This window comes from Mesorhizobium sp. BHscii (assembly GCF_053848065.1).
This window is the reverse complement of the sequence record NZ_JBSPKW010000008.1, coordinates 202922-226331: the sequence shown is the minus strand read 5'-3', so window position 1 is coordinate 226331 and position 23410 is coordinate 202922. Positions and strand designations below refer to the sequence as shown.

The window sequence follows — 23410 nt, the reverse complement described above, 5'->3', positions numbered from 1 at the left end:
GGATGCAGCTTGAATATATCGGCGCCGTCGATGTGGTGCTTGGCGTGCTTGCGCGTTTCTGGCCGGTCTGGATTTCTCTCGTCCTGGTGATGGGGGTGAGCTTCGCCTACAAAAAGAGGCTTGGCCTCTACGGTCAGCTGTTCGACAGCAGCGTCGGCATCGTCGGCGTCGGCATCTGCCTGTTCTGGCTGTTCACGGCGATCTTCGCGTCGACCATCTCGCCCTTCAATCCGCTTGTCCAGATCCCCATCATGAAGGATGCGCTGCCGGGCGCGGTCGAGCCGCAATCGGGACTGGTCTACCTGTTCGGCGGTGACAAGCTTGCCCGCGACGTGTTCAGCCGCATGGTCTATGGCAGTCAGATCGTGCTGATCATCGCGCCGGCGGCGACCGGTTTCGCGCTGATGGTCGGCATCACGCTTGGCCTGCCGGCCGGCTATTATGGCGGCAGGATCGATACGGTGCTGTCATTCCTCGCCAACCTGGTGCTCGCCTTCCCGGTGATTCTCCTGTTCTACCTCTTGGTGACGCCGGGCATCATGGAGACGCCGATCCCCTATGCGATGGCCGGGCTGTTCTTCCTGTTCCCGATCATCTTCTTCAGCGTGCTGTTCTGGACGCGCTACAAGAAGCGGCCGGACCGCCTTTACATCCTCCTGGGACTGACCCTTGTCATTGGCGGCTGGGTCTATGCCGGCCTGGTCTTCGATGCCGACCCGTTCAGGATCATCCATATCGATCCCAATCAGCTCAACATCTTCGTGGCGGTGGTGTTCGCCTCCAGCCCTGGCGTGTTCCGCATCGTGCGCGGCCTTGTCATGGACATCAAGACGCGCGACTATGTGGCGGCGGCGCAGACGCGCGGTGAATCGCCCTGGTATATCATGCTGTGGGAGATCCTTCCCAATGCACGCGGGCCGCTGATCGTCGATGCCTGCCTGCGTATCGGCTACACCACGATCCTGCTCGGCACGCTCGGCTATTTCGGCCTGGGGCTGGCGCCCGAGAGTCCGGACTGGGGCACCGCGATCAAGGACGCCAGCCGGCTGCTGCGCTCCTTCATCCATCCGGCGCTGCCGCCGACGATCGCGCTGATGTCGTTCGTGCTGGGCCTTAATCTGTTGGCCGACTCGCTGCGTGAACAATCGATGAAAGATTGATGGACGGGTTCTCGACCCGATATGCTTGAAAGAACAAGGATTGGAGCGACCCATGAATGAGGCAGTTCGAAATCGCGCCGAGCCGATCATCGAGATCGAGAACCTGTCGATCTCCTTCTTCACCCGCAAGGGTGAGATACCGGCCGTTATGGACTTCTCCTGCACGGTCATGCCTGGCGAAGCGATGGGCATCGTCGGCGAATCCGGCTGCGGCAAGTCGACCGTGTCGCTCGGCATCATGCGCGACCTCTCCAACATCGGAAAGATCGTCGGCGGTCGGATAAAGTTCCAGGGCAAGGACATGGGCGAGCTGTCCGACGAGGAACTGCGCGCCATCCGCGGCAACAAGATCGCGATGATCTACCAGGAGCCGATGGCCAGCCTGAACCCGGCGATGAAGGTCGGCCAGCAACTGATGGAAGTGCCGCTGATCCATGACAAGGTGTCGAAGGAAGAGGCTTATAGACGCGCGCTGGAAATGGTGCGCGCGGTCAGGCTGCCCGATCCCGAGCGCATGATGCGCTCCTTTCCGCACCAGCTTTCCGGTGGCCAGCAACAGCGTATCGTCATCGCCATGGCGCTGCTGTCGAAGCCGGCGCTGCTCCTGCTCGACGAGCCGACGACGGCGCTCGACGTGACGGTGGAAGCCGGCATCGTCGACCTGGTCAAGGGGCTCGGCGAGAAGTTCGGCACCTCGATGATCTTCGTGTCGCATAATCTCGGCCTGATCCTGGAAACCTGCGACCGCATTACGGTGATGTATTCGGGCGAAGCGGTGGAGACCGGCAAGATCAAGGACGTCTTCGACCGGATGCGCCATCCCTACACGCAAGGCCTGTTCCGCTCGATCCCGCTGCCCGGCGCCGACAAGAATTCGCGGCCTCTGATCTCCATACCGGGGCAATTGCCGCTGCCGCACGAGCGGCCGAAGGGCTGCAATTTCGGCCCTCGCTGCCACCATTTCGTCGAGGGCGTCTGCAACGCCGCCGAAATCCCGATGATCGCGGTCGACGGCCATGAAGGCCATTTTTCGCGCTGCGTGCGCTTCAACGAGATCGACTGGGAGGCGCTGCCGCCCGGCGCCAAGAAGGTCAACGAGCGCGTCGAGCCCGGCGCGCCGGTGCTCAAGATCGAGGACCTCAAAAAATACTACAAGGTCGGCGGCAGCGAAGTGTTCGGCTCAAGCGAGGGCCGCGTCGTCAAGGCCAACGAGACGATCTCCTTCATGGCGCGCGAATCCGAGACCGTCGCCATTGTCGGCGAGTCCGGTTGTGGGAAGTCGACGCTGGCCAAGGTGCTGCTCGGGCTGGAGACGGCAAGCTCGGGCAGCGTGACGCTCGGCAACCAACAGATCCAGTCGACCGGCGTCGAGAAGCGCAGTGTCGAGACGGTGTCGTCGATCCAGATGGTGTTCCAGAATCCGTTCGACACGCTCAATCCCAGCCATACGGTCGGTTCGCAGATCATCCGCACGCTGGAAAAGTTCAATGTCGGCAACACGGTCGCCGATCGCCGTCAGCGCATGCTGGAGCTTCTCGACCTGGTGAAGCTGCCGCGGGCGTTCGAGACCCGCAAGCCGCGCCAGCTCTCAGGCGGCCAGAAGCAGCGCATCGGCGTGGCGCGGGCCTTTGCCGGCGACGCCAAGGTGGTGGTGGCCGACGAGCCGGTTTCGGCGCTCGACGTGTCGGTGCAGGCGGCGGTGACTGAGCTCCTGATGGACATCCAGCGCAAGAACAAGACGACTATGCTGTTCATCAGCCACGACCTGTCGGTGGTGCGCTACATCGCCGATCGTGTCGTCGTCATGTATCTCGGCTATATCGTCGAGCAGGGCACGACCGACCAGATATTTTCGCCGCCCTATCATCCCTATACCGAGGCGTTGCTGTCGGCGATCCCGATCGCCGACACCAGCGTGATCAAGAAGCACATCGTGCTGGAGGGCGACATTCCGTCGGCGATGAACCCGCCAACCGGCTGTCCGTTCCAGACGCGTTGCGGCTACAAGAAGCTGGTGCCGGACAATCTTTGCGAGACGCAGGTGCCGCCGGTGAAGAATCTCGGCGACGGTCATTTGAGCCTGTGCTGGCTTGCCGACGACGTGCTGGCGAAAATGGAGCCGGTAATCAAATTCGACAAGGAGCATGCCGCCCATGAGGGGTTGCCGGACGACGCGCCGCAAGGCATCGGACCTGGCTTTGCCGGCGCTCCGCCCAAGCGTCCGCGCGGCAAAAGGCCGAAGCTGACGGATGGCTAGATCCTTGGCTTCATCAACGCGCGCATTGGCGTAGCTGCGCGGCATAATCCCGAGCCATCTTCTCGGTGGCTCGCGCATAGCGCTGCACGCCGGCATCGCCGCGATTCCCGCGGCCATAGGCCGTCCAGCCGAGATAATAGGCCAGATAGAGGTTGTAGGTGTCGTTGCGGGCGACGCCGAGCGTGTCTGACGTCTTGGAATGATACCAGCCGACGAAATCGACGGCATCGGCAAAGCTGGTGCGGCGCGCCGCCCAGCTGCCGGTCTCGCTTTGATACTGCGCCCAGGTGCCGTCAAGCGCCTGCGAGAAGCCGGTGGCGCTGGAGACACGTTTCCAGGGAATGAAGCCGAGAAGCTTGGTGCGGGGCGGCCTGGCGTTGCTCTTGAAACCGGATTCCTTCCGCACCGTCGCCATCAGCACGGGAACCGGCACGCCGTGCTTCTGTTCGGCGCGTTCGGCCGCCGCCTGCCAGTTGTCGAACCAACCGTCATTCTGGTCGAACACGGCGCAGACATCGTTGATATGGCGTGGCGGCGTCGCGCAGGCCGACAGCGCCAGCAACACGGTAACAGCTATAATTTTACTAAAACTCGACCTACCCATCGGAACAGGATTAGGCCGAAAACATAAAAGGAATCTTGCTGCGTTCCTTAACGGCCCATCGGCCGCTTTGGTCGCGGCAGAGCGAGGATAGATATTCCGACGTATTATGTCGCTTTTGTCGGCGTGAAATTCCCGATATGCCGCCTTGGCTAAAATCACGCCCGCGGGTGGCGGATTTCTGACAGCCCGATCCTCGTGCCGGCGCTTTGATGCCCCGCATGAACGAACCGAGACGCAAGCGCGGCGCCGAGCGAACCAGCAACCGGGGACTGGCCGCCATTCCGCAACTGCCGTTGCGACGCGTGACAAATCCCTATCCGCCAATGGCGATGCTCTCGGCCGACCAGATCGAGGCTATCCACCAGGCGTCGATGCACATTCTGGAGAATTTCGGCATCGAGGTGATGAGCCGGCGGGCGCTTTCGCTGTTCGAGAATGCCGGGGCCAAGGTCGATCAAGCGTCGATGACTGCCCGCATCGACCGCGGCATGATCGAAGAGGCACTGAAGACGACGCAGTCGAGCTACACGCTGACGCCGCGCAACCCGGCCCGTGCCGTCCACCTCGGCGGCAACACGATCAACTTCACCCTGGTTGCCGGGCCGCCCAATGTGCATGACATGGAACGCGGCCGCCGCGCCGGAAACCTGCGCGACTATTGCGATCTCACCCGGCTGGCGCAGCATTTCAACTGCATCCACATGCTGGGCAACCAGGTCTGCGCCCCGGTGGAACTGCCGGCCAATTCACGCCACCTCGACACCTATTTCGCCAATCTGACGCTGGCCGACAAAAGTTTTCACGTCTCGGCGATCGGCCGCGGCAGGGCGCTCGACGGCATCGAAATGATGGCAATCGCGCGCGGATTGACGCTTGATGAGATGCGCGACGATCCCGGCATCACCACCATCATTTCGGTCAACTCGCCGCGCCGGTTCGACGAGATGATGGCCGAAGGGCTGATGACCATGGCCGAGTTCGGCCAATCGGTCGCGGTGACGCCGTTCACGCTGATGGGGGCGATGAGCCCGGTGACGCTTGCCGGCGCGCTCGCCCAACAGAACGCCGAGGCGCTGTTCGGCGTGCTCTTGACGCAGCTTGTCCGCCCTGGCGCCCCGGTCATGTATGGCGCCTTCACCTCCAATGTCGACATGAAGTCCGGTGCACCGGCGTTCGGCACGCCGGAGAACACCAAAGCCAACATCGCCTCCGGGCAGCTGGCGCGGCGCTATGGACTGCCCTACCGGACGACGCCGGGCTCGGCCTCCAACGCCGCCGACGCGCAAGGCGCCTATGAGACGCTGATGGCGCTGTGGGGCGCGGTGCTCGGCCACGGCAACCTCGTCTACCACGCCGCCGGCTGGCAGGAGGGCGGGCTGACCGCGTCGTTCGAAAAGTTCATCATCGACGTCGAGATGATCCAGCACATGATGGAGTTTTTGCGCCCGATCGAAGTCAACGAGGCCGAACTCGCCGTCGAGGCATTGGGGGCGGTGCCGACCGGCGGCCATTTCTTCGGCGAGCCGCACACGCTGGAGCGCTACGCCACCGCCTTCTATCAGCCGATGCTCTCCAATTGGCAGAATTACGAGGCCTGGCAGGAGGCCGGCGGGCTCGACGCCACCGCGCGGGCGACGCGGCTGTGGAAGAAAGCGCTGGAAGATTATGTCGAGCCGGCGATGGATATTTCTGTACGCGAGGCGCTGGAGGCGTATGTGGCAAAGCGCAAGGAAGCGATCGGGCAGGGCGAGCCGTGATGTTGTGTCGTGCGTCCTCGAGAACCCCCCTCTGGCCTGCCGGCCAGAGGGGGGTGATTTAGCTCCTTCCATCCCGATTCACGTCACCCGTCCAACCCACTGAAATAAACGAGAAAATCCATGAAATCGCATGCAAAGGTCGTGGTCATTGGCGGAGGCGTCGTCGGCTGTTCCGTGCTGTTCCATCTCGCCCGTCACGGCTGGACCGACATTTTGCTTCTGGAGCGTGACGAGCTGACCGCCGGCTCGACCTGGCATGCGGCCGGCGGCATGCATACGATCAATGGCGATCCCAACGTCGCCAAGCTGCAGAAATACACGATCTCGCTCTATAAGGAGATCGAGGAGCTGTCCGGCCAGGCGACCGGCGTGCATCTGACCGGCGGCGTGCTTTTGGCGGCGACCGAGGCGCGGCTCGATTGGCTGCGCGGCGTCGTCGCCAAGGGACGCTATCTCGGCATCGACCTCGAGGAGATTTCGCCGAACGAAGCGGCCGAACTGATGCCGCTGCTCGATCCGAAGCAGTTCGTCGGCGCAGTCCGCAACAAGGAGGACGGTCATCTCGATCCATCGGGCGTCACCCATGCCTATGCCAAGGCTGCGAGAAAACTTGGCGCCGAGGTTGAGCGCTTCACCAAGGTCGAGGGCATCGTGCGCCGCCCCGACGGGCTGTGGCGCGTCATCACCAACAAGGGTGACGTGGTGGCCGAGCATGTCGTCAACGCCGGCGGTCTATGGGCGCGCGAGGTCGGCCGCATGATCGGGCTGGAACTGCCGGTGCTGGCCATGGAGCACATGTACCTGATCACCGAGGACATGCCGGAAGTCGCCGCCTGGAACCAGAAGACCGGCACGGAGATCATCCACGCGGTCGATTTCGACGGCGAGCTCTATCTGCGCCAGGAGCGCGGCGGCATGCTGATGGGTACCTATGAGAAGGCCAATAAGCCATGGTCCGAATTTTCCACGCCGTGGAATTTCGGCCACGAACTGCTGGAGCCCGACATCGACCGCATCGCGCCGTCGCTGGAAGTCGGCTTCAGGCATTTCCCGGCCTTCCAGAACACCGGCATCAAGCAGATCATCAACGGTCCCTTCACCTTCGCGCCGGACGGCAACCCGCTGGTCGGACCGGTGCGCGGCCTGCCGGGTTTCTGGGTCGCCTGCGGCGTCATGGCGGGGTTCTCACAGGGCGGCGGCGTCGGCCTGGCGCTGGCGAACTGGATGATCGAGGGCGATCCCGGCGCCGACATCTGGGCGATGGATGTCTCGCGCTACGGCGACTGGGCGACGATGGCCTACACCAACGCCAAGGTGCGTGAGAATTATTCGCGGCGTTTTTCCATCCGCTTCCCCAATGAGGAGCTGCCTGCCGGGCGGCCGCTCAAGACCACGCCGGTCTATGACCTTTTGTCGGCCAAGGGCGCGCAATGGGGCGTGGCCTATGGGCTGGAAGTGCCGCTGTGGTATGCGCCCGAGGGCGTCAAGGACGAGTTCTCGTGGCGGCGCTCGAGCGATTTCCAGCATGTCGCAAAAGAGGTGAAGACGGTGCGGACACGTGTCGGCCTGTCGGAAATCTCGTCATTCGCCAAATACAGGGTGACGGGCGAGGGCGCGGCGGGCTGGCTCGACCGCCTGCTTGCCTGCAAGCTGCCAAAACCCGGCCGCATGACGCTGGCGCCGATGCTGAAGGGAGACGGCAGGCTGATCGGCGACTTTTCGCTGGCCAATCTCGGCAGTCCCAATTCCAACGGGGAGGACTGGTTCCTCGCCGGCTCCGGCATTGCCGAGCAGTATCACATGCGCTGGTTCGAGGCGCATCTGCCGCAAGATGGATCGGTCCGTATCGAGGCGCTGGGGGCGAAGCTGACGGGCCTGTCGATCGCAGGACCCAGGGCGCGGGACGTGTTGGCCAGAGTTACGCGGGCGGATGTGTCGAATGCGGCGTTTCCGTTCATGGCTACGGCCAAGATGGATGTCGGCATGGCGCCGTGCCTGGTCGGCCGCGTCAGCTACACCGGCGATCTCGGCTACGAGATCTGGGTGGCACCGGAGTATCAGCGTGCCGCGTACCAGACCTTGATGGCGGCGGGCGAAGAGTTCGGCATCGGCCTGTTCGGCTCACGCGCGCTCAACGCGCTGCGGCTTGAGAAGAACTACGGCTCGTGGGCGCGCGAATACCGGCCGATCTACGGGCCGCTCGAAGCCGGCCTCGACCGTTTCGTCGCCTATGGCAAGGAGGCCGATTTCATCGGCAAGGAGGCTGCAGTGGCCGAGCGCCAGCAAGGCGGCCAGCTACGGCTGCGCGCCTTTGTCGTCGATGCGGCGGACGCCGACGTCATCGGCGACGAGCCGATCTGGTTCGACGGGGCCGTGCGCGGCTGGGTCACGTCAGGCGGCTACGCGCACCATTCGGAGACGTCTGTGGCCATGGGCTATGTCCCGAAGGAAATCGCCGACGAGGCCGGCGGTTTCCAGATTGAGCTGTTGGGCAAGCGCTTTCCCGCGCGCGTGCAGCCGACACCGCTGTTCGACGCGAATCTCGAGCGGATGCGGGGGTAAAGGCGCCGCTGGTGGCGGCTCAAGCGCTGCGGCGGTTGTCCAGCGCCAAGGCGCCGGGACCGGCGAACACAAGATAGAGGAAGATGAAGCAGAAGGAGATTGCCGCATCGCCGCCATTGTTGACCGGGAAGAAATCATGCGGCATGTGGGCCATGAAATAGGCGATCGCCATCTGGCCGCTGAGAAGGAACGCGACCGGCTTGGTGAACAGCCCCAAAACTAGCAGGATGCCGCCGACGAATTCGAGCACGCCCGCGTGAGCGATAGGCCGCTCAGGGTGCCGGCATGATCGTTGACCGGGAAATTGAACAGTTTCTGGGTGCCGTGCTCCATAAACTGCAGCGCCGTCATGATGCGCAATGCCGCGAGAGCCTGCGGCTGGTATCTGGCGAGACCGTCAAAAAACTTCATCAAAAGCTCCATTCACTCCTCGGGAACGGCCATAAATTATGGCCAGGCCATGGACCACTCACTTGCCATGGCCTGCCATCAACAATCGGTGGTTGGAAATGGTTTACCTCATTTATTTTTTCTCTCTATGGTTGCATTGATATCTCTGTGGTTGTATTGATGTGTAGCTTCAAACCATTCGGGTTACCTTTGCCATGAAAAAAGTCGTCGTCAGCCTATTCGCAATCCTTGCAGGCACGAGCGTCGCCATAGCCGACGACGCCAGCTGTGCTGCTTTCAAATGGCCGGTGACGCGCGAGCAGGCCCTGTTTGCGGCAGCGCCCGCCGCGCAGTCCGGGGCTGACCTTTCGGTCGGCGAGGCTGCAGATGTGGCGTTGGCGCCGGTCGACACGATCAGCTTCACAATTCCGCCGGAACGCGCGCCGGCAGCCGGTACATTCGGCGCGACGGCAAGCGTGGCCGTGCCCCCTGAGGGAGAGCTCCAGATCAGCCTGTCTGATGAGGCCTGGGTCGATGTCGTTCAGGACGGCAGAGCCGTGAAGTCGGCGGCTTTCAGTCGTATGAAGACCTGTCCGGGGATTCGCAAGAGCGTGCGCTTCAAGCTGGCCGCCGGTCCGGCCACCGTGCAGTTCAGCGGCGCGAAAAAAGAGACCCTCAAGGTCGCTGTGCTGACGCCGGAGTAATTCTCGAAGGGGCCGGAAGGACAGGGCTCCTCCTTGTCCTACCGGACATCTCCCCCAATTGGGGGAGATCGGCCACTGCTGCCGACGTTGTTACCGCACCGGCGCCGTTAGCGCGAAATGGGCGCCTTGCGGGTCCGTGCACATTACGATCCAGCTTCCACCCGGGACCTCCATCGGGCCCACCAGGATTTGACCGCCATTGTCGGTCACGCGCTTGGCCGCCGCGTCGATGCTAGGTACATTGAAATAGAACTGCCAGACCGGCACGGGAATCTGCTCGGGCTTGTTCATCATGCCGCCAATAGGTTCGCCGCCGGCGGTAAAGAGCTGGTAGGTGCCCATCGGCCCCATATCCATGGCATCGCCCGATTCCCAGCCGAACTGGTCGGAGTAGAAATCGAGGGCCGCCTTCCAGTCTGATGTATAGAGCTCATGCCAGCCGATACTGCCAGGAGTGTTGGCCGGCAGGGCAGGTTGGTCCGGACCGTCGGGCTGCAGGAAATTGAACACCGCGCCTTGCGGATCGGCGACGACGGCAAAACGACCGACACCGGGGATGTCGTCGGGTTCGCGGTGAACAGTGCCGCCCGCCGCCTTCAACGACTTCGTCGCAGCGTCGACATCCCTGGTATGGATGTAGCCGACCCAGGCCGGCGGCATGCCCGTCTTGCGCACTTCTTCTGGCTGCGCCATTAGCCCGGCAACGCCGCGCTCGCCGACATTCATGACCATGTAACGAGGCATGCCTGGCGCCCCGTCGAAAACCTGCGCTTTCCAGCCGACCACATTCGTGTAGAACGCCTCGGCAGCGTCGAGATCGGTGGTCATTAGCTCGTACCAGAAGAAGGGCATGGGGGATTCTGGCATCGTCGTGCTCCTTGCGTTTCTGTCGTTGATCGTGTGCGATCCATCCTAGGACGATCTTCGCGACGTGAATCCGACACCTGGGTCAAGAATCGACCGAGGCAAGGCACCGCCGTTCAAGTCTTGCGTACTTCGCGGTTTTCGCCTTTCCTTTAGTCAACGAGGGGTGTTGGTCCATGCGCCGGATGTCGCTCACTTCAGAGCTTGTCGCGCTATGCCATCGGGAGGAGGCCGATCCCGGTCCCGATGGAAGCTGGACGCAACTGAACGATGAGGATTTCCAGACCCTCGCGTCGCGGCTATCGAGCGAAGCAGACGCGGGCCCCTTGTGGGTGTTCGCCTATGGCTCGCTGATCTGGAAGCCGGCTTTCGAGTCCGTCGAACGACAGCGCGCTACCGCTTTCGGCTGGCACCGGTCCTTCTGTCTCGACATTGCCCGCTGGCGCGGCAGCGCTGCGCAGCCGGGACTGATGATGGCGCTCGAACGAGGTGGCCGATGCGATGGTGTGATCTACCGCTTGCCGGAGGGGGAAAAGCCGCTGCAGATCGAAAGATTGTTGCGGCGCGAGATCGACGATCACGAGAGTGTCGGCTCGGTCAGGTGGCTTCCGGTGCGTACGGCTCAAGGCACGCTCAGGGCGCTGGGCTTCTGGGTCGGCGTAACCGGCAGGGGCGCCTCGCTCAATCAGCCCTTGGAAAATGTGGCGCGGGTGCTGGCCAGGGCATGCGGGCATGTCGGGTCCGGCGCCGAATACCTCTACAACACCGTGAGTCACCTGGAAGAATTCGGCATTCGTGACCGCAATTTGTGGCGGCTGCAGGAACTGGTCGCGGACGAGATCAGGTCGATCCATGGCCGCACCCCCGGAATGGGCCTCGGGTCCGCACAGTGATCGCGCGTGAAATCTCGATAACATGAGTTTGTTTATCATGTTTTTATTGTGGGTTTTCAGCGGCTTGCGTCGAAAATTGACCAATTGATAAAAAAATAAAACGTGTTAGCCTTCCTCAAAACCACAAGAATGGGGAAGCGGAATGGCGACTGGTCATTTCAAGCAGGGCATTGCCGGCGGCCGGCTTTCGCCCGAACAATATGCCGATAATTTTTCCGACCTGCATCCGCCGCTCGATCATCACGAGGCGCTGGTCGAGTCCGATCGCTGCTATTTCTGCTACGACGCGCCGTGCATGAACGCATGCCCGACCTCGATCGACATCCCGTTGTTCATCCGCCAGATCTCGACAGGCAATCCGATCGGCTCGGCCAAGACGATTTTCGACCAGAACATTTTGGGCGGCATGTGCGCCCGCGTCTGTCCGACCGAGACGCTGTGCGAAGAGGTCTGCGTGCGCGAAGTGGCGGAAGGCAAGCCGGTGCAGATCGGCCGCCTGCAGCGTTATGCAACCGATGTCGCCATGGCTGAGAATAAGCAGTTTTATGCGCGCGCCGCGCCGACCGGCAAGACGGTCGCCGTGGTCGGCGCCGGACCGGCAGGTCTTGCCGCCGCCCATCGGCTTGCCCGCCATGGTCATGAGGTGACCATCCTGGAAGCCCGTCCGAAAGCCGGCGGTCTCAATGAATACGGCATCGCCGCCTACAAGAGCATCGACAATTTTGCCCAGGCCGAGGTCGATTATGTCCTGTCGATCGGCGGCATCGACATCCAGAATGGCAAGGCGCTCGGCCGCGACTACCAATTGTGGGACCTGACTAGGAATTATGACGCGGTGTTTCTCGGCATGGGGCTTGGCGGCGTTAACGCGCTGCGCGCCGACGGCGAGGAGGCGCAAGGCGTCACCAATGCGGTGGAGTTCATCGCCGAGCTTCGCCAGGCCAGTGATCTTGCCAGCCTGCCGGTCGGCCGGCGTGTCGTCGTCATCGGCGGCGGCATGACGGCGATCGATGCGGCGGTGCAGTCGAAGCTGCTCGGCGCCGAAGAGGTGACGATCTGCTACCGGCGCGGCCAGGAGCACATGAACGCTTCCGAATTCGAGCAGGATCTGGCTGCCGCCAACGGCGTCGTCATCCGTCACTGGCTGCAACCGAAGCGGGTCATTGCCGAAGGCGGCAAGGTGTCGGGCATCGAACTCGAATACACGGCGATGGATGGCGACAAGCTCGTCGGCACCGGCGAGCGCCTGACACTGGTCGCGGACCAGGTGTTCAAGGCGATCGGCCAGAGCTTCGTCCCGGCTGCGCTCAACGGCAGCGGTGCCTTGTTGGCCCTGGAAGCCGGCCGCATCAAGGTCGATGCCGAAGGCCGCACCTCGCTGGCGAATGTCTGGGCCGGCGGCGACTGTATCTATGGCGGCGATGACCTGACCGTCTCGGCCGTGGCGCAAGGCCGCGACGCGGCGGAATCGATCCACCGGGCACTGACCTCAAACGGGAGGGCATGAGCATGGCAGATATCAGAAACAATTTCGTCGGCATCAAATCGCCGAATCCGTTCTGGCTGGCCTCGGCCCCGCCGACCGACAAGGCCTACAACGTCATCCGCGCCTTCAAGGCGGGCTGGGGCGGCGTGGTGTGGAAGACGCTCGGCGAAGAGGGGCCGCCGGTGGTCAACGTCAACGGTCCGCGCTACGGCGCGATCTGGGGCGCCGACCGCCGCCTGCTCGGCTTGAACAACATCGAGCTGATCACCGACCGCGACCTGCAGGTCAATCTGCGCGAGATCAAGCAGGTCAAGATGGACTGGCCCGACCGCGCCATCGTCGTCTCGCTGATGGTGCCTTGCGAGGAGCATGCGTGGAAGGCGATCCTGCCGGTGGTCGAGGAGACGGGGGCCGACGGCATCGAGCTCAATTTCGGCTGTCCGCATGGCATGTCGGAACGCGGCATGGGCGCCGCCGTCGGCCAGGTGCCGGAATACATCGAAATGGTGGTGCGCTGGTGCAAGGCCAACACCCGCATGCCGGTTATCACCAAGCTGACGCCCAACATCACCGACATACGCAAGCCGGCGCGTGCCGCTCTTGCCGGCGGCACCGACGCGGTGTCGCTGATCAACACCATCAATTCGATCACCGGCGTCAATCTCGATAGTTTCGCGCCGGAGCCGACGATCGACGGCAAGGGTTCGCATGGCGGCTATTGCGGCCCGGCGGTGAAGCCGATCGCCATGAACATGGTGGCCGAGATCGCCCGCGATCCGGAAACGCATGGCCTGCCGATCTCCGGTATCGGCGGCATCACCACGTGGCGCGACGCTGCCGAGTTCATGGCGCTCGGCGCCGGCAATGTGCAGGTCTGCACGGCGGCGATGACCTATGGCTTTAAGATCGTGCAGGAGATGATCGCCGGCCTGGAGAACTGGATGGACGAGAAGGGCCATGCCTCGCTCGACGACATCATCGGCCGCGCCACGCCCAATGTCACCGACTGGCAATATCTCAACCTCAATTACGTCGCCAAGGCGCATATCGACCAGGAGGCCTGCATCAAATGCGGCCGCTGCCACATCGCCTGCGAGGACACCTCGCACCAGGCGATCACCAGCATGGTTGATGGCGTCAGACATTTCGAGGTGATCGAGGCCGAATGCGTCGGCTGCAATCTCTGCGTCAATGTCTGCCCGGTCGAGAACTGCATCACCATGGAGCCGCTGGCGGCCGGCGTGATGGACCAGCGCACCGGCAGACCGGTGTCGCCGGTCTACGCCAACTGGACGACGCATCCAAACAACCCGATGGCCAAGGTGGCGGCGGAGTAGGGCTCGCTTCAGCCGGAGTTCCTCGCCCCACGAAGTGGGGAGAGGTGGCCCGGCGAATCCGGGACGGAGAGGGGTCTTCGGGGCGACTGGTAATGGCTCCCTGATGGCCTTTTATCCTGCGCCTCATCCTTCACCGTTTCTGTCGTCGCAAATGTTGTCCCCCTCTCCGTCCCGGCTTCGCCGGGCCACCTCTCCCCCGCTCTGCGGGGGCGAGGAACAGAAGTCGCGTGCTGCGTGTCGAAAGCCGCCAGACGTTCGCTCATCGGCAATCTCTCTTTCGCGGCCATCGCAAACACGTAGAGATTTTCATTTTCATATTGCGGATAAAAACTATCCACGATAAACTGTATCCATGAATTGGAGATCAGCACGATGAAGCTTGGCGATGGTATCGAAGCGGCCATCCACTGCGCCGCGATGCTTGCCGGCGTCGAAGGCGCAGCGACCATGCCGGGTGCTGCCATGGCCGAAGCGTTCGGCCTGTCGCCGAGCTATCTTCTCAAGCATCTCAACGCGCTGACGGCCTCGGGCATCCTGGAATCAGTGCCCGGGCCATCGGGCGGTTACCGGTTGGCGCGGCCGGCCGAGCGCATAACGCTGCTCGACATCGTGCTCGCCGTCGAAGGACACGAACCGGCCTTCCGCTGCGGCGAAATCCGTCAGCGCGGGCCGGCCAGGCTCGATGCCGCGGCCTATGTCAAACCCTGCGGCATCAGCGTCGCGATGCTGAAGGCCGAGGGCGCCTATCGCGCCGCTCTTGCCGATACCCGGCTGTCCGACATCGTGGCGGAGTACGTGAGCGATGCCGATCCCCGTTCGGTCGCCGCGAACTGCGCCTTTGTCAAGCGCCATCAGCGACCGCAGAAATCGAGTTCAACCAAGCAAGCGTGAAAGGTAATGGCGATGAAACAGAGGCTGCAATTCTTCGGCGCGGCGCCGGAAATCATGAAAGCGGTATCGGCGCTCAACAAGGCAGTCGATGAATGCGGGTTGGAGGCAAGCCTGCTGCACCTGATCAAGCTGCGGGCGTCGCAGATCAATGGCTGTTCGTATTGCGTCGAAATGCACAGCCGCGAGGCGCGCCATGATGGCGAGACCGAACAGCGGCTTTACCTCGTCTCCGCCTGGAAGGAATCGCCGCTGTTTTCCGAGCGCGAACGCGCTGCCTTCGCCTGGACCGAAACGGTGACGAAGATCGCCGATAACGGTGTTTCGGACGAACTCTATGCGCGGACGCTCGAGCATTTCTCGGAAGAGGAATTGGTAAAGCTGTCTGTCGCGCTTGGCATGATCAACACCTGGAACCGGCTTTGCATCCCGTTCCAGGCCATTCATCCGATGCCGGCGGCGAACGCCGCCTGAGCGGTCGAACCGGCGCGCGGCCTTGCGCCGCGTACCCTTTTTGCTGGGGGATCAAGAACATGTTGTCGAATTTTGAGAATGAGATTCTTCTTGCCGCCCGCCTGTTGCTTGGCGGCGCGTTCGTCTTTGCCGGCCTGCGCAACGTCCAGAACGCAACCTTCCTCACCCAGTTGATGACGACACGCGGCGTGCCGCAGGCGCGGCTGATGCTGTGGCTGGGGATCGTCCTGCAGATCGTCGCCGGAGTTCTGGTGATATCGGGTGTCTGGACCGCTGCCGCCGCTCTGTGCCTGGCGCTGTTCCTAATTGTCGCCACCCCGGTGTTCCACAATTTCTGGGATCATCAGGGGCTCGAGCGCGCGTCCCGCATCAATGGCTTTGTCGGCAATGTGGCGTTGACCGGAGGGTTCCTGGCGCTAGCGGCGCAGCCGCTTTGACGAGTTTGGATGGCCGCCTCGTGGAGGCCGCCGCCACGGTCTTTAGCGACAGCCAGCTTCCGCGCCGCGCGGCCGATGCGGAAGAGCCGCCGACGATCACGGCATGTGAGGGTTTCTCGCTCGTGAACGTTATCTCGATGTTAAGGTGGCTGACTGACGCCCGACGAGGTCGAGGCTCAATGTCCGCAATTGCTGTCTTGCCTTTGCGTCATAGGCTTGCGCATTGGCGCGAGATTCTCTCTGGCCGTCGAAATAGAGGCCGCTCCGCCCTTCGAGCGCGGGCGACGTCGCAAGGTTGAGGATGGCGTCAGCGCCGGTCTCGACCGAACTCCACGGCGTGACGCCGGCTTGCCGGACCATGGTGGTGTTCATGTAGCTTGCAGGATGCAGGCTGTTAGCGGTGACACCGGTGTTCTTCAGCTCCTGCGCCAGGTCGATGGTGAACATGATCTGCGCCAGCTTGCTCTGGCAGTAGGCGCGGACGCCATCGTAGTTGCGGGTCAGCATGACATCGTCGAAATCGATCGCCTGCTGGCCGGCCGAGGCGACATTGACGATGCGCGCCGGCGCGCTCGCCTTGAGCAGCGGCAGAAGCTCCGATGTGAGCAGGAAGCCGGCGAGATAGTTGACGGCAAAGCGCAGTTCGTAGCCGTCGGCGCTGACCTGTCGTTTGGTGCCTGCGGTGCCAATGCCGGCGTTGTTGATGAGAATGTCGAGCCGGTCAGTCCTGGCGCGCACGGCCTCGGCGAGGCGGCGGACCTCGACCAGGGACGAGAGGTCGGCGACGAGAAGCTCGGCCTTGCCACCAGCGGCTTCGATCTCGGCGACCGCCGCCTGGCCCCGTGTCGCATCGCGACCATGCACCAGGAGCCGCGCGCCGCCGGCGCCGAGCCTTTGCGCGACCAAGCGGCCGACGCCGTCGGTCGATCCGGTGATGAGGACGGTCTTGTCTTTCAGTTCCATGCTTGGAGAGCCTCCGTGTCGTTGCTCTGAGTGGAAGATGGGACGTCCGGCACGCGTCAAACAGGCCAAACTTTATCCTGGTATCGATACTGCTAATGACGCCGATGGGTCCCCGACGCATTCCGCCGATGGTGGCAGCAGCGAAGCGGCGTCGCGAAGACCGGGGCATCTATGCCGTGACATCAACGAGGAATGCCGCGGAGTAGAATTCTGCCCCTCAGCGGCGCTGTGAGGTCACGGTATGGATCTTGGGGTCTGCGCTGCGTCGCTCCGCTCCTTGCTGCGCCCAGGATGACGAAACGAAGAGCGCTTCGGCCAATCTCCACGATACCCGAGAGTCAGCTTTTTGGCTTCAGCCCGTCGACGAACAATTGCTCGAGAAACCTTGCCGCATCCTCGAAGCGGCCGTCGCCGCCGCGGTTGGGGCCGAGCACGGCGCGGACCTGAACGTCGAAATCGGCATAGTGCTGCGTCGTCGCCCAGATCGAGAAGATCAGGTGCCAGGGGTCGGTGCGGGCGATCTTGCCGGCGCGCATCCAACCCTTGATGATGGCGGCCTTCTCGTCGACCAGCGTCTTCAGCTCGCCTTCAAGCATCGGCATGATGCGCGGCGCGCCCTGCAGGATCTCGTTGGCGAACAGCCGGCTTTCCCTAGGAAAATCGCGCGCCATTTCGAGTTTGCGCCTGATGTAACTGCGCAATTCGGTTAGGGGATCGCCGATGTCGTCCAGTTCGCGTAACGGCGCCAGCCAGGTGTCCAGAAGCCGCTGCATCAGCGTCTCGTGGATGTCCTCCTTGCGGCGGAAATAGTAGAGCAGATTCGGCTTCGACATGCCGGCGGCTTCAGCGATCTGGTCGATGGTCGAGCCGCGAAAGCCGTTGGTTGAGAAGACCTCGAGCGCCGCCTCCAGGATGAGCTCGCGCTTTTCCTGCTGGATGCGGGTGCGGCGCGGGGCAGGGGTGTCCATGCCTGTCGTCATCCCCGCAGGACATTGCCGCGAGGGTCATCTGGACCAATTCTCTGGACCAGTTTTTCTCCGGCCTGTGGAGCGCGCCTCAGCTGCCGCATTTCCGCTAGTAATCCCTTGACCGCCGACAGGGCGGTGCTAACGTTTGTCCAATCGGTCAAAAATTTGCGTAGCACGAAAACGCAGTAGAGACCAAGTGTCGGGAAGACCAAGCGTTAGCCGCACCGAAACAGGTTACAAGGGGAAGTCTTGGTCATGTCCAACCGGCTGAAAGTCACGCCGAACGATCTCAGCGCATTCTGGATGCCGTTCACGGCGAACCGGCAATTCAAACAGGCGCCTCGCATGATGGTGTCCGCCAAGGACATGCATTACACGACCAGCGACGGGCGCAAGGTTCTCGACGGCACCGCCGGCCTGTGGTGCGTCAATGCCGGCCACTGCCGGCCGAAGATCACCGAGGCGATCCAGCAACAGGCAGCCGAACTCGACTATGCGCCTGCCTTTCAGATGGGCCACCCGATCGTCTTCGAACTGGCGAACCGTTTGGTCGACCTCGCGCCGAAGGGCATGGACCACGTGTTCTTCACCAATTCCGGATCGGAATCGGTGGAGACCGCGCTGAAGATGGCGATCGCCTACCATCGCGCCAAAGGTGAGGGCTCACGCACCCGCCTGATCGGCCGCGAGCGCGGCTATCACGGCGTCAATTTCGGCGGCATCTCGGTCGGCGGTATCGTCACCAATCGCAAGATGTTCGGCACGCTGCTCGGTGGCGTCGACCACATGCCGCACACACATCTTCCCGAGAAGAATTCGTTCACCAAGGGCGTGCCCGAGCATGGCGCGGAATTGGCCAACGAGTTGGAGCGCATCGTTGCGCTGCATGATGCCTCGACCATCGCGGCCGTCATCGTCGAGCCGGTGGCCGGTTCCACCGGCGTCATCCTGCCGCCGAAGGGCTATCTCGAGAGGCTACGCGAGATTTGCACCAAGCACGGCATGCTGTTGATCTTCGACGAGGTCATCACCGGCTTCGGCCGTCTCGGCACGCCGTTTGCCGCCGACTATTTCGGCGTCACCCCCGATATTATGACGACCGCCAAGGGCGTCTCCAATGGCGTCATCCCGATGGGCGCGGTGTTCGTCAAGAAGGAGATCCACGACGCCTTCATGGCCGGCCCCGAGCATATGATCGAATTCTTCCACGGCTACACCTATTCGGGCAATCCGATCGCCTGTGCGGCTGCGCTCGGCACGCTGGACACCTACAAGGAAGAGGGCCTGCTGACCCGCGGCGAGGAACTGGCGCCGTATTGGGAAGACGCGCTGCATTCGCTGAAGGGCGAGCCGAACGTCATCGATATCCGCAACATCGGCCTGATCGGCGCGATCGAGCTGGCACCCATTCCCGGCAGTCCGACAAAGCGTGCCTTCTCGACCTTCGTCAAGGCGTTCGAGCGCGGCGCCCTGATCCGCACCACCGGCGACATCATCGCGCTGTCGCCGCCGCTGATCATCACCAAGGGCCAGATCAACGAATTGATCGACCATGTGCGTGAAGTGCTGAGGGCGGTGGACTAGATACTCCACAACGTATAGGGCGGCGAGGGGAACCGTCGCCCTATACGTGAATAGATGAGAGGAACTTGAATGGCCGCTCCGGGCGAGAATCTGCGAATCAATTCAGACCGTTTGTGGGATTCGATAATGGAGATGGCGAAGATCGGCCCCGGCATTGCCGGCGGCAACAATCGCCAGACGTTGACCGACGAGGACGGCGAGGGGCGGCGTCTGTTCAAGCGCTGGTGCGAGGCAGCCGGCCTCGAAATGGGCCTCGACGAGATGGGCACGATGTTTGCCCGCCGCGAAGGCACTGACCCTGATCTGCCGCCGGTCTATGTCGGCAGCCATCTCGATACTCAGCCGACCGGCGGCAAGTATGACGGCGTGCTCGGCGTACTCGGCGGGCTGGAGATCGTGCGCTCGCTCAACGAACTCGGCATCAAGACAAAACATCCGATTGTCGTCACCAACTGGACGAACGAGGAAGGCGCGCGCTTTGCGCCAGCCATGATGGCGTCCGGCGTCTTCGCCGGCGTGCTCGATCAGGCCGACGTCTACTCGCATGTCGACAAGGACGGCAAGAAGTTTGGCGAGGAGCTCGAACGCATCGGCTGGAAGGGCACCGAGAAAGTCGGCGCGCGCCAAATCCACGCCTTCTTCGAGCTGCATATCGAGCAAGGTCCGATCCTCGAGGACGAAGGCATCGACATCGGCGTCGTCACCCATGGCCAGGGATTGAAATGGCTGCAGGTGACGTTGACCGGCAGGGAGGCGCATACCGGCTCGACGCCGATGCCGAAGCGCCGCAACGCCGGGCTCGGCATGGCGCGGGTGATCGAGCTGGTGCACGAGATCGCCATGGACTACCAGCCCGATGCCGTAGGCGCGGTCGGCCACATGGAAGTCTATCCGAACTCGCGCAACATCATCGCCGGACGCACCGTCTTCACCATCGACATCCGCTCTCCGGAAAAGGAGGTGCTCGACGCGATGGACGCGCGCATCCGCGAAGGCATCGACACGATCTGCGAGGCGCTCGATATCAAATATCAAATCGAGCAGGTCGGCCATTTCGATCCGGTCGCTTTCGATGCGGGCTGCGTCAAGGCTGTGCGGGATGCGGCGGAACGCCTGGGTTATACGCATCGCAACATCGTCTCCGGCGCCGGCCACGACGCCTGCTGGATCAACCGCGTCGCGCCCACCGCAATGGTGATGTGCCCGTGCGTCGACGGGCTGTCGCACAATGAGGCCGAGGAAATCACCAAGGAATGGGCGGCGGCCGGCGCCGACGTGCTGTTCCACGCGGTGGTGGAAACAGCGGTGATTGTCGAATGAAGCCGCGGCGCAATCTTGACGAAGATCGGACGCTCAACGTGCTTCTGGGCTGGAAGGCCGATCAGCCTCCGTTTCAAACCTCGCTTGTCGAACAGTGCAGTATCGCGCTGGCAACGCCACTGCGGAACCTAACGGGGGAGCAAATAAGGCTGCTGGTCAGCCAAGGATTCGGGCTGGAATATGTGGTTCCCAAAGCGATATCCATCCTGATTGAAAACCCGTTGATCAGGGTGACGTTCTACCATGGCGATCTACTTAGCAACTGCCTCAAAATTTCTCCTGAGTTCTGGATGGAAAATCAGGATCTCTGGGTGGAGCTTGACGGGATTCTTCGATCGCTTGACGAAACCATGTCAGACATTGGCAAGCTTCGGCCCCAATTCGATTCCGCCTGGGAAATTTTGAGCAGTCAGGACGCAGGAACCACAAGATCGAAGAAAGCTTGAGCCTGCTAACGCGGACATCCAAGGGAACAAAAAAATGTCCAAAGTCATCAAGAACGGCACCATCGTCACCGCCGACCGAAGCTGGAAGGCCGACGTGCTGTTCAAGCACGGCAAGATCATCGCCATCGGCCCGGACCTGCATGGCGACCACGAGTTCGACGCCACCGGCTGCTATGTGATGCCGGGCGGCATCGATCCGCACACCCATCTCGAAATGCCGTTCATGGGCACCTATTCGGCCGACGATTTCGAGAGCGGCACGCGCGCCGCCCTTGCCGGCGGCACCACCATGGTTGTCGATTTCTGCCTGCCGGCGCCGCAACAGTCGCTGCTCGAGGCCTTGCAGATGTGGGACAATAAAACCTCGAAGGCGTCCTGCGACTATTCCTTCCATATGGCGATCACCTGGTGGGGCAAGCAGGTGTTCGACGAGATGGCCACCGTCGTCGACAAGGGCATCACCTCGTTCAAGCACTTCATGGCCTACAAGGGCGCGCTGATGGTCGACGACGACGAGATGTATTCGTCGTTCCAGCGCTGCGCCGATCTTGGCGCGCTGCCGTTGGTTCATGCCGAGAATGGCGATGTGGTGGCGGCGCTTTCGCAGAAGCTTCTAGCTGCCGGCAACAACGGCCCGGAGGGGCATGCCTATTCGCGCCCGCCGGAGGTCGAAGGCGAGGCGACTAACCGCGCCATCATGATCGCCGACATGGCCGGCGTGCCGCTCTATGTCGTGCATGTCTCCTGCGAGCAGGCTCACGAAGCTATTCGGCGGGCGCGGCAGAAAGGCATGCGCGTCTTCGGCGAGCCGCTGATCCAGCATTTGACACTCGACGAGAGCGAATATTTCAACAAGGACTGGGACCACGCGGCGCGCCGGGTGATGAGCCCGCCCTTCCGCAACAAATTGCATCAGGATTCGCTGTGGGCCGGCCTGCAGGCCGGATCGCTGCAAGTGGTGGCGACCGACCATTGCGCCTTCACCACCAGCCAAAAGCGCAACGGCCTCGGCGATTTCACCAAGATCCCGAACGGCACCGGCGGGCTCGAGGACCGCTTACCGGTGCTGTGGACCACCGGCGTCAACACCGGCCGGCTGACGATGAACGAATTCGTCGCGGTGACCTCGACCAACATCGCCAAGATCCTCAACATGTATCCGAAGAAGGGCGCCATCGTTGAAGGTGCGGACGCCGACATCCTCGTCTGGGACCCGAAGCGCAAGAAGAAGATCACGGCCAAAAAGCAGCAGTCGGTGATCGACTATAACGTCTTCGAAGGTTTTGAGGTGACCGGCCTGCCGCGCTTTGTCTTCTCGCGCGGCGAACTGTCGATCCAGGAAGCTGAGGTCAAGGCGAAGCCCGGCCATGGGGAATTCGTCGCTCGCGAGCCGAATGCAGCGGTCAACCGGGCCCTGTCGACCTGGAAGGAAATTTCCGCACCGCGCAAGGTGGAACGCACCGGCATTCCGGCGACCGGGGTGTGAGCTTGGCGCGTTCGGCAGCGATCGCCTCACTGGTTGTGGCGAGCATTACCGGCGTACCGGCAGCGGCTGAGGTTCTTGCCGGTTCCTATGGCAATGATGTCGGTTGTGCCGGTGTATGGCTCGGCTATCAGGACAGCGATGCCTATGTCGTGCTGACCGCCGACGGCGTCGAAACCTATGGCAGCGGCTGCCGGTTCGCGCGGCAACTGGTGACGGCGCCTGGTACGCAGTCGTTGAGCTCGACCTGTTTCGCTGAAGGCGAGGAGGGAACGACGACTGAGATCGTCAAGGTCACCAACAAGGGAGCTGACGGTTTCTTCGTGACCATTCCCGGCCTTGAAGAGATAGGGCCGTTGAAATCATGTTCGTGACGGTGCCGATGATGGCCTCTCCGTCGATGCCGACCTCAGGCGACCAGCCCATCCAGTTCCGGCAGCAGGACGACACTTTCCTGTTCGTTGGGATCGGTGCGGGCGATGACCGCAGAGGCCGAACTGTCGCTCAGATTGGCCGGCAGATGCGGCACCCCGGCAGGAATGTAGAAGAGGTCGCCGGCCTTGACCACGATCTGCTGTTCGAGTCGGTCGCCATACCAGGTATGAACCTCGCCGGAGAGCACATAGATCGCGGTTTCATGACTTTCGTGCATATGCGCCTTGGCGCGGGCACCGGGCGGCATGGTCAGCAGGTGCATGCAGATGCCGGTCGAGCCGACCGTCTCGGCGGCGATACCGGTGAAATAACTCAGTCCCTGCTTGCCTTCATAAGAGCTTTCAGGGCGGATAAGATGACAAGTGGGTTTGGACGACATCTGGGAGGCTCTCGATCGA

Annotated in this window: 21 protein-coding genes and 1 pseudogene; 16 read left to right on the top strand and 6 right to left on the bottom strand. The window is 62.4% G+C overall.

Features of this window, described 5'->3' with window-relative positions:
* The first annotated feature begins 2 nt into the window (after positions 1–2).
* On the top strand, positions 3–1160 hold the full coding sequence (locus tag ACWTU7_RS14360; protein WP_455841285.1) for an ABC transporter permease: 1158 nt from the start codon (positions 3–5) through the stop codon (positions 1158–1160).
* 52 nt (positions 1161–1212) lie between these two features.
* Positions 1213–3417: a dipeptide ABC transporter ATP-binding protein gene (locus tag ACWTU7_RS14355; protein WP_455841286.1), complete on the top strand. Its 2205-nt coding sequence runs from the start codon at positions 1213–1215 to the stop codon at positions 3415–3417.
* A gap of 13 nt (positions 3418–3430) precedes the next feature.
* Here the strand turns inward: ACWTU7_RS14355 and ACWTU7_RS14350 are convergent, their stop codons facing one another.
* The gene (locus tag ACWTU7_RS14350) at positions 3431–4021 is read right to left on the bottom strand and encodes a transglycosylase SLT domain-containing protein (protein ID WP_455841287.1); all 591 of its coding nucleotides are present in this window, start codon (positions 4019–4021) and stop codon (positions 3431–3433) included.
* Positions 4022–4239: 218 nt separating this feature from the next.
* Here ACWTU7_RS14350 and ACWTU7_RS14345 point away from each other — a divergent pair, with 218 nt between their 5' ends.
* Together ACWTU7_RS14345 and ACWTU7_RS14340 are read left to right on the top strand one after the other, a co-directional pair.
* Positions 4240–5778, top strand: coding sequence for a trimethylamine methyltransferase family protein (locus ACWTU7_RS14345; protein ID WP_455841288.1), 1539 nt, complete (start codon positions 4240–4242; stop codon positions 5776–5778).
* Positions 5779–5898: 120 nt separating this feature from the next.
* Entirely contained in the window at positions 5899–8340 is a 2442-nt protein-coding gene (locus ACWTU7_RS14340; protein WP_455841289.1) for a GcvT family protein, read from the top strand.
* A 19-nt stretch (positions 8341–8359) separates the two neighbouring features.
* On the opposite strand, the pseudogene ACWTU7_RS14335 reads toward ACWTU7_RS14340, so the two are convergent.
* Positions 8360–8751, bottom strand: a pseudogene (locus ACWTU7_RS14335) (DoxX family protein).
* Between the two features lie 194 nt (positions 8752–8945).
* On the opposite strand from ACWTU7_RS14335, the gene ACWTU7_RS14330 reads away from it, so the two are divergent.
* Positions 8946–9434 (top strand): hypothetical protein, encoded by a 489-nt coding sequence (locus tag ACWTU7_RS14330; RefSeq protein ID WP_455841290.1) that lies wholly within the window; start codon positions 8946–8948, stop codon positions 9432–9434.
* Positions 9435–9524: 90 nt separating this feature from the next.
* Here the strand turns inward: ACWTU7_RS14330 and ACWTU7_RS14325 are convergent, their stop codons facing one another.
* On the bottom strand, positions 9525–10301 hold the full coding sequence (locus ACWTU7_RS14325) for a VOC family protein (RefSeq protein ID WP_455841291.1): 777 nt from the start codon (positions 10299–10301) through the stop codon (positions 9525–9527).
* 173 nt (positions 10302–10474) lie between these two features.
* On the opposite strand from ACWTU7_RS14325, the gene ACWTU7_RS14320 reads away from it, so the two are divergent.
* The 6 genes from ACWTU7_RS14320 to ACWTU7_RS14295 all read left to right on the top strand — a co-directional run bounded on the left by ACWTU7_RS14320 (position 10475) and on the right by ACWTU7_RS14295 (position 15813).
* A complete protein-coding gene (locus ACWTU7_RS14320) occupies positions 10475–11191 on the top strand; it encodes a gamma-glutamylcyclotransferase (RefSeq protein WP_455841292.1) in 717 nt (238 codons plus the stop codon).
* A gap of 142 nt (positions 11192–11333) precedes the next feature.
* Positions 11334–12698, top strand: a complete 1365-nt coding sequence (locus ACWTU7_RS14315) for an NAD(P)-dependent oxidoreductase (RefSeq protein WP_455841293.1) — start codon at positions 11334–11336, stop codon at positions 12696–12698.
* A 2-nt stretch (positions 12699–12700) separates the two neighbouring features.
* Positions 12701–14014, top strand: a complete 1314-nt coding sequence (preA, locus tag ACWTU7_RS14310; RefSeq protein WP_455841294.1) for an NAD-dependent dihydropyrimidine dehydrogenase subunit PreA — start codon at positions 12701–12703, stop codon at positions 14012–14014.
* 372 nt (positions 14015–14386) lie between these two features.
* The gene (locus ACWTU7_RS14305) at positions 14387–14905 is read left to right on the top strand and encodes an RrF2 family transcriptional regulator (protein ID WP_455841295.1); all 519 of its coding nucleotides are present in this window, start codon (positions 14387–14389) and stop codon (positions 14903–14905) included.
* Positions 14906–14917: 12 nt separating this feature from the next.
* On the top strand, positions 14918–15376 hold the full coding sequence (locus ACWTU7_RS14300; RefSeq protein ID WP_455841296.1) for a carboxymuconolactone decarboxylase family protein: 459 nt from the start codon (positions 14918–14920) through the stop codon (positions 15374–15376).
* Positions 15377–15435: 59 nt separating this feature from the next.
* Positions 15436–15813 (top strand): DoxX family protein, encoded by a 378-nt coding sequence (locus ACWTU7_RS14295; protein WP_455841297.1) that lies wholly within the window; start codon positions 15436–15438, stop codon positions 15811–15813.
* Between the two features lie 129 nt (positions 15814–15942).
* Here ACWTU7_RS14295 and ACWTU7_RS14290 read toward each other — a convergent pair whose 3' ends face one another.
* Together ACWTU7_RS14290 and ACWTU7_RS14285 are read right to left on the bottom strand one after the other, a co-directional pair.
* Positions 15943–16776, bottom strand: coding sequence for an SDR family NAD(P)-dependent oxidoreductase (locus ACWTU7_RS14290; RefSeq protein ID WP_455841298.1), 834 nt, complete (start codon positions 16774–16776; stop codon positions 15943–15945).
* A gap of 338 nt (positions 16777–17114) precedes the next feature.
* Positions 17115–17744, bottom strand: coding sequence for a TetR family transcriptional regulator C-terminal domain-containing protein (locus tag ACWTU7_RS14285; RefSeq protein WP_455841299.1), 630 nt, complete (start codon positions 17742–17744; stop codon positions 17115–17117).
* Positions 17745–17999: 255 nt separating this feature from the next.
* On the opposite strand from ACWTU7_RS14285, the gene ACWTU7_RS14280 reads away from it, so the two are divergent.
* The 5 genes from ACWTU7_RS14280 (at position 18000) to ACWTU7_RS14260 (ending at position 22951) form a co-directional block, all read left to right on the top strand.
* The gene (locus tag ACWTU7_RS14280; RefSeq protein ID WP_455841300.1) at positions 18000–19328 is read left to right on the top strand and encodes an aminotransferase class III-fold pyridoxal phosphate-dependent enzyme; all 1329 of its coding nucleotides are present in this window, start codon (positions 18000–18002) and stop codon (positions 19326–19328) included.
* Positions 19329–19397: 69 nt separating this feature from the next.
* A complete protein-coding gene (locus ACWTU7_RS14275) occupies positions 19398–20648 on the top strand; it encodes a Zn-dependent hydrolase (RefSeq protein WP_065009907.1) in 1251 nt (416 codons plus the stop codon).
* A complete protein-coding gene (locus tag ACWTU7_RS14270) occupies positions 20645–21094 on the top strand; it encodes a contact-dependent growth inhibition system immunity protein (protein WP_455841301.1) in 450 nt (149 codons plus the stop codon). The genes ACWTU7_RS14275 and ACWTU7_RS14270 overlap by 4 nt, the downstream gene beginning before the upstream one ends.
* 34 nt (positions 21095–21128) lie before the next feature.
* Positions 21129–22580 carry a dihydropyrimidinase gene (gene hydA, locus ACWTU7_RS14265; protein WP_455841302.1) on the top strand — a complete coding sequence of 484 codons (1452 nt, stop codon included), beginning with the start codon at positions 21129–21131 and terminating at the stop codon, positions 22578–22580.
* The gene (locus ACWTU7_RS14260; RefSeq protein WP_455841303.1) at positions 22577–22951 is read left to right on the top strand and encodes a hypothetical protein; all 375 of its coding nucleotides are present in this window, start codon (positions 22577–22579) and stop codon (positions 22949–22951) included. Before hydA ends, ACWTU7_RS14260 begins: the two co-directional genes overlap by 4 nt.
* Before the next feature lie 35 nt (positions 22952–22986).
* On the opposite strand, the gene ACWTU7_RS14255 is transcribed toward ACWTU7_RS14260, so the two are convergent.
* Complete coding sequence (locus tag ACWTU7_RS14255; protein WP_029351539.1) at positions 22987–23391, bottom strand: cupin domain-containing protein; 405 nt, start codon at positions 23389–23391, stop codon at positions 22987–22989.
* Positions 23392–23410 lie beyond the last annotated feature (19 nt).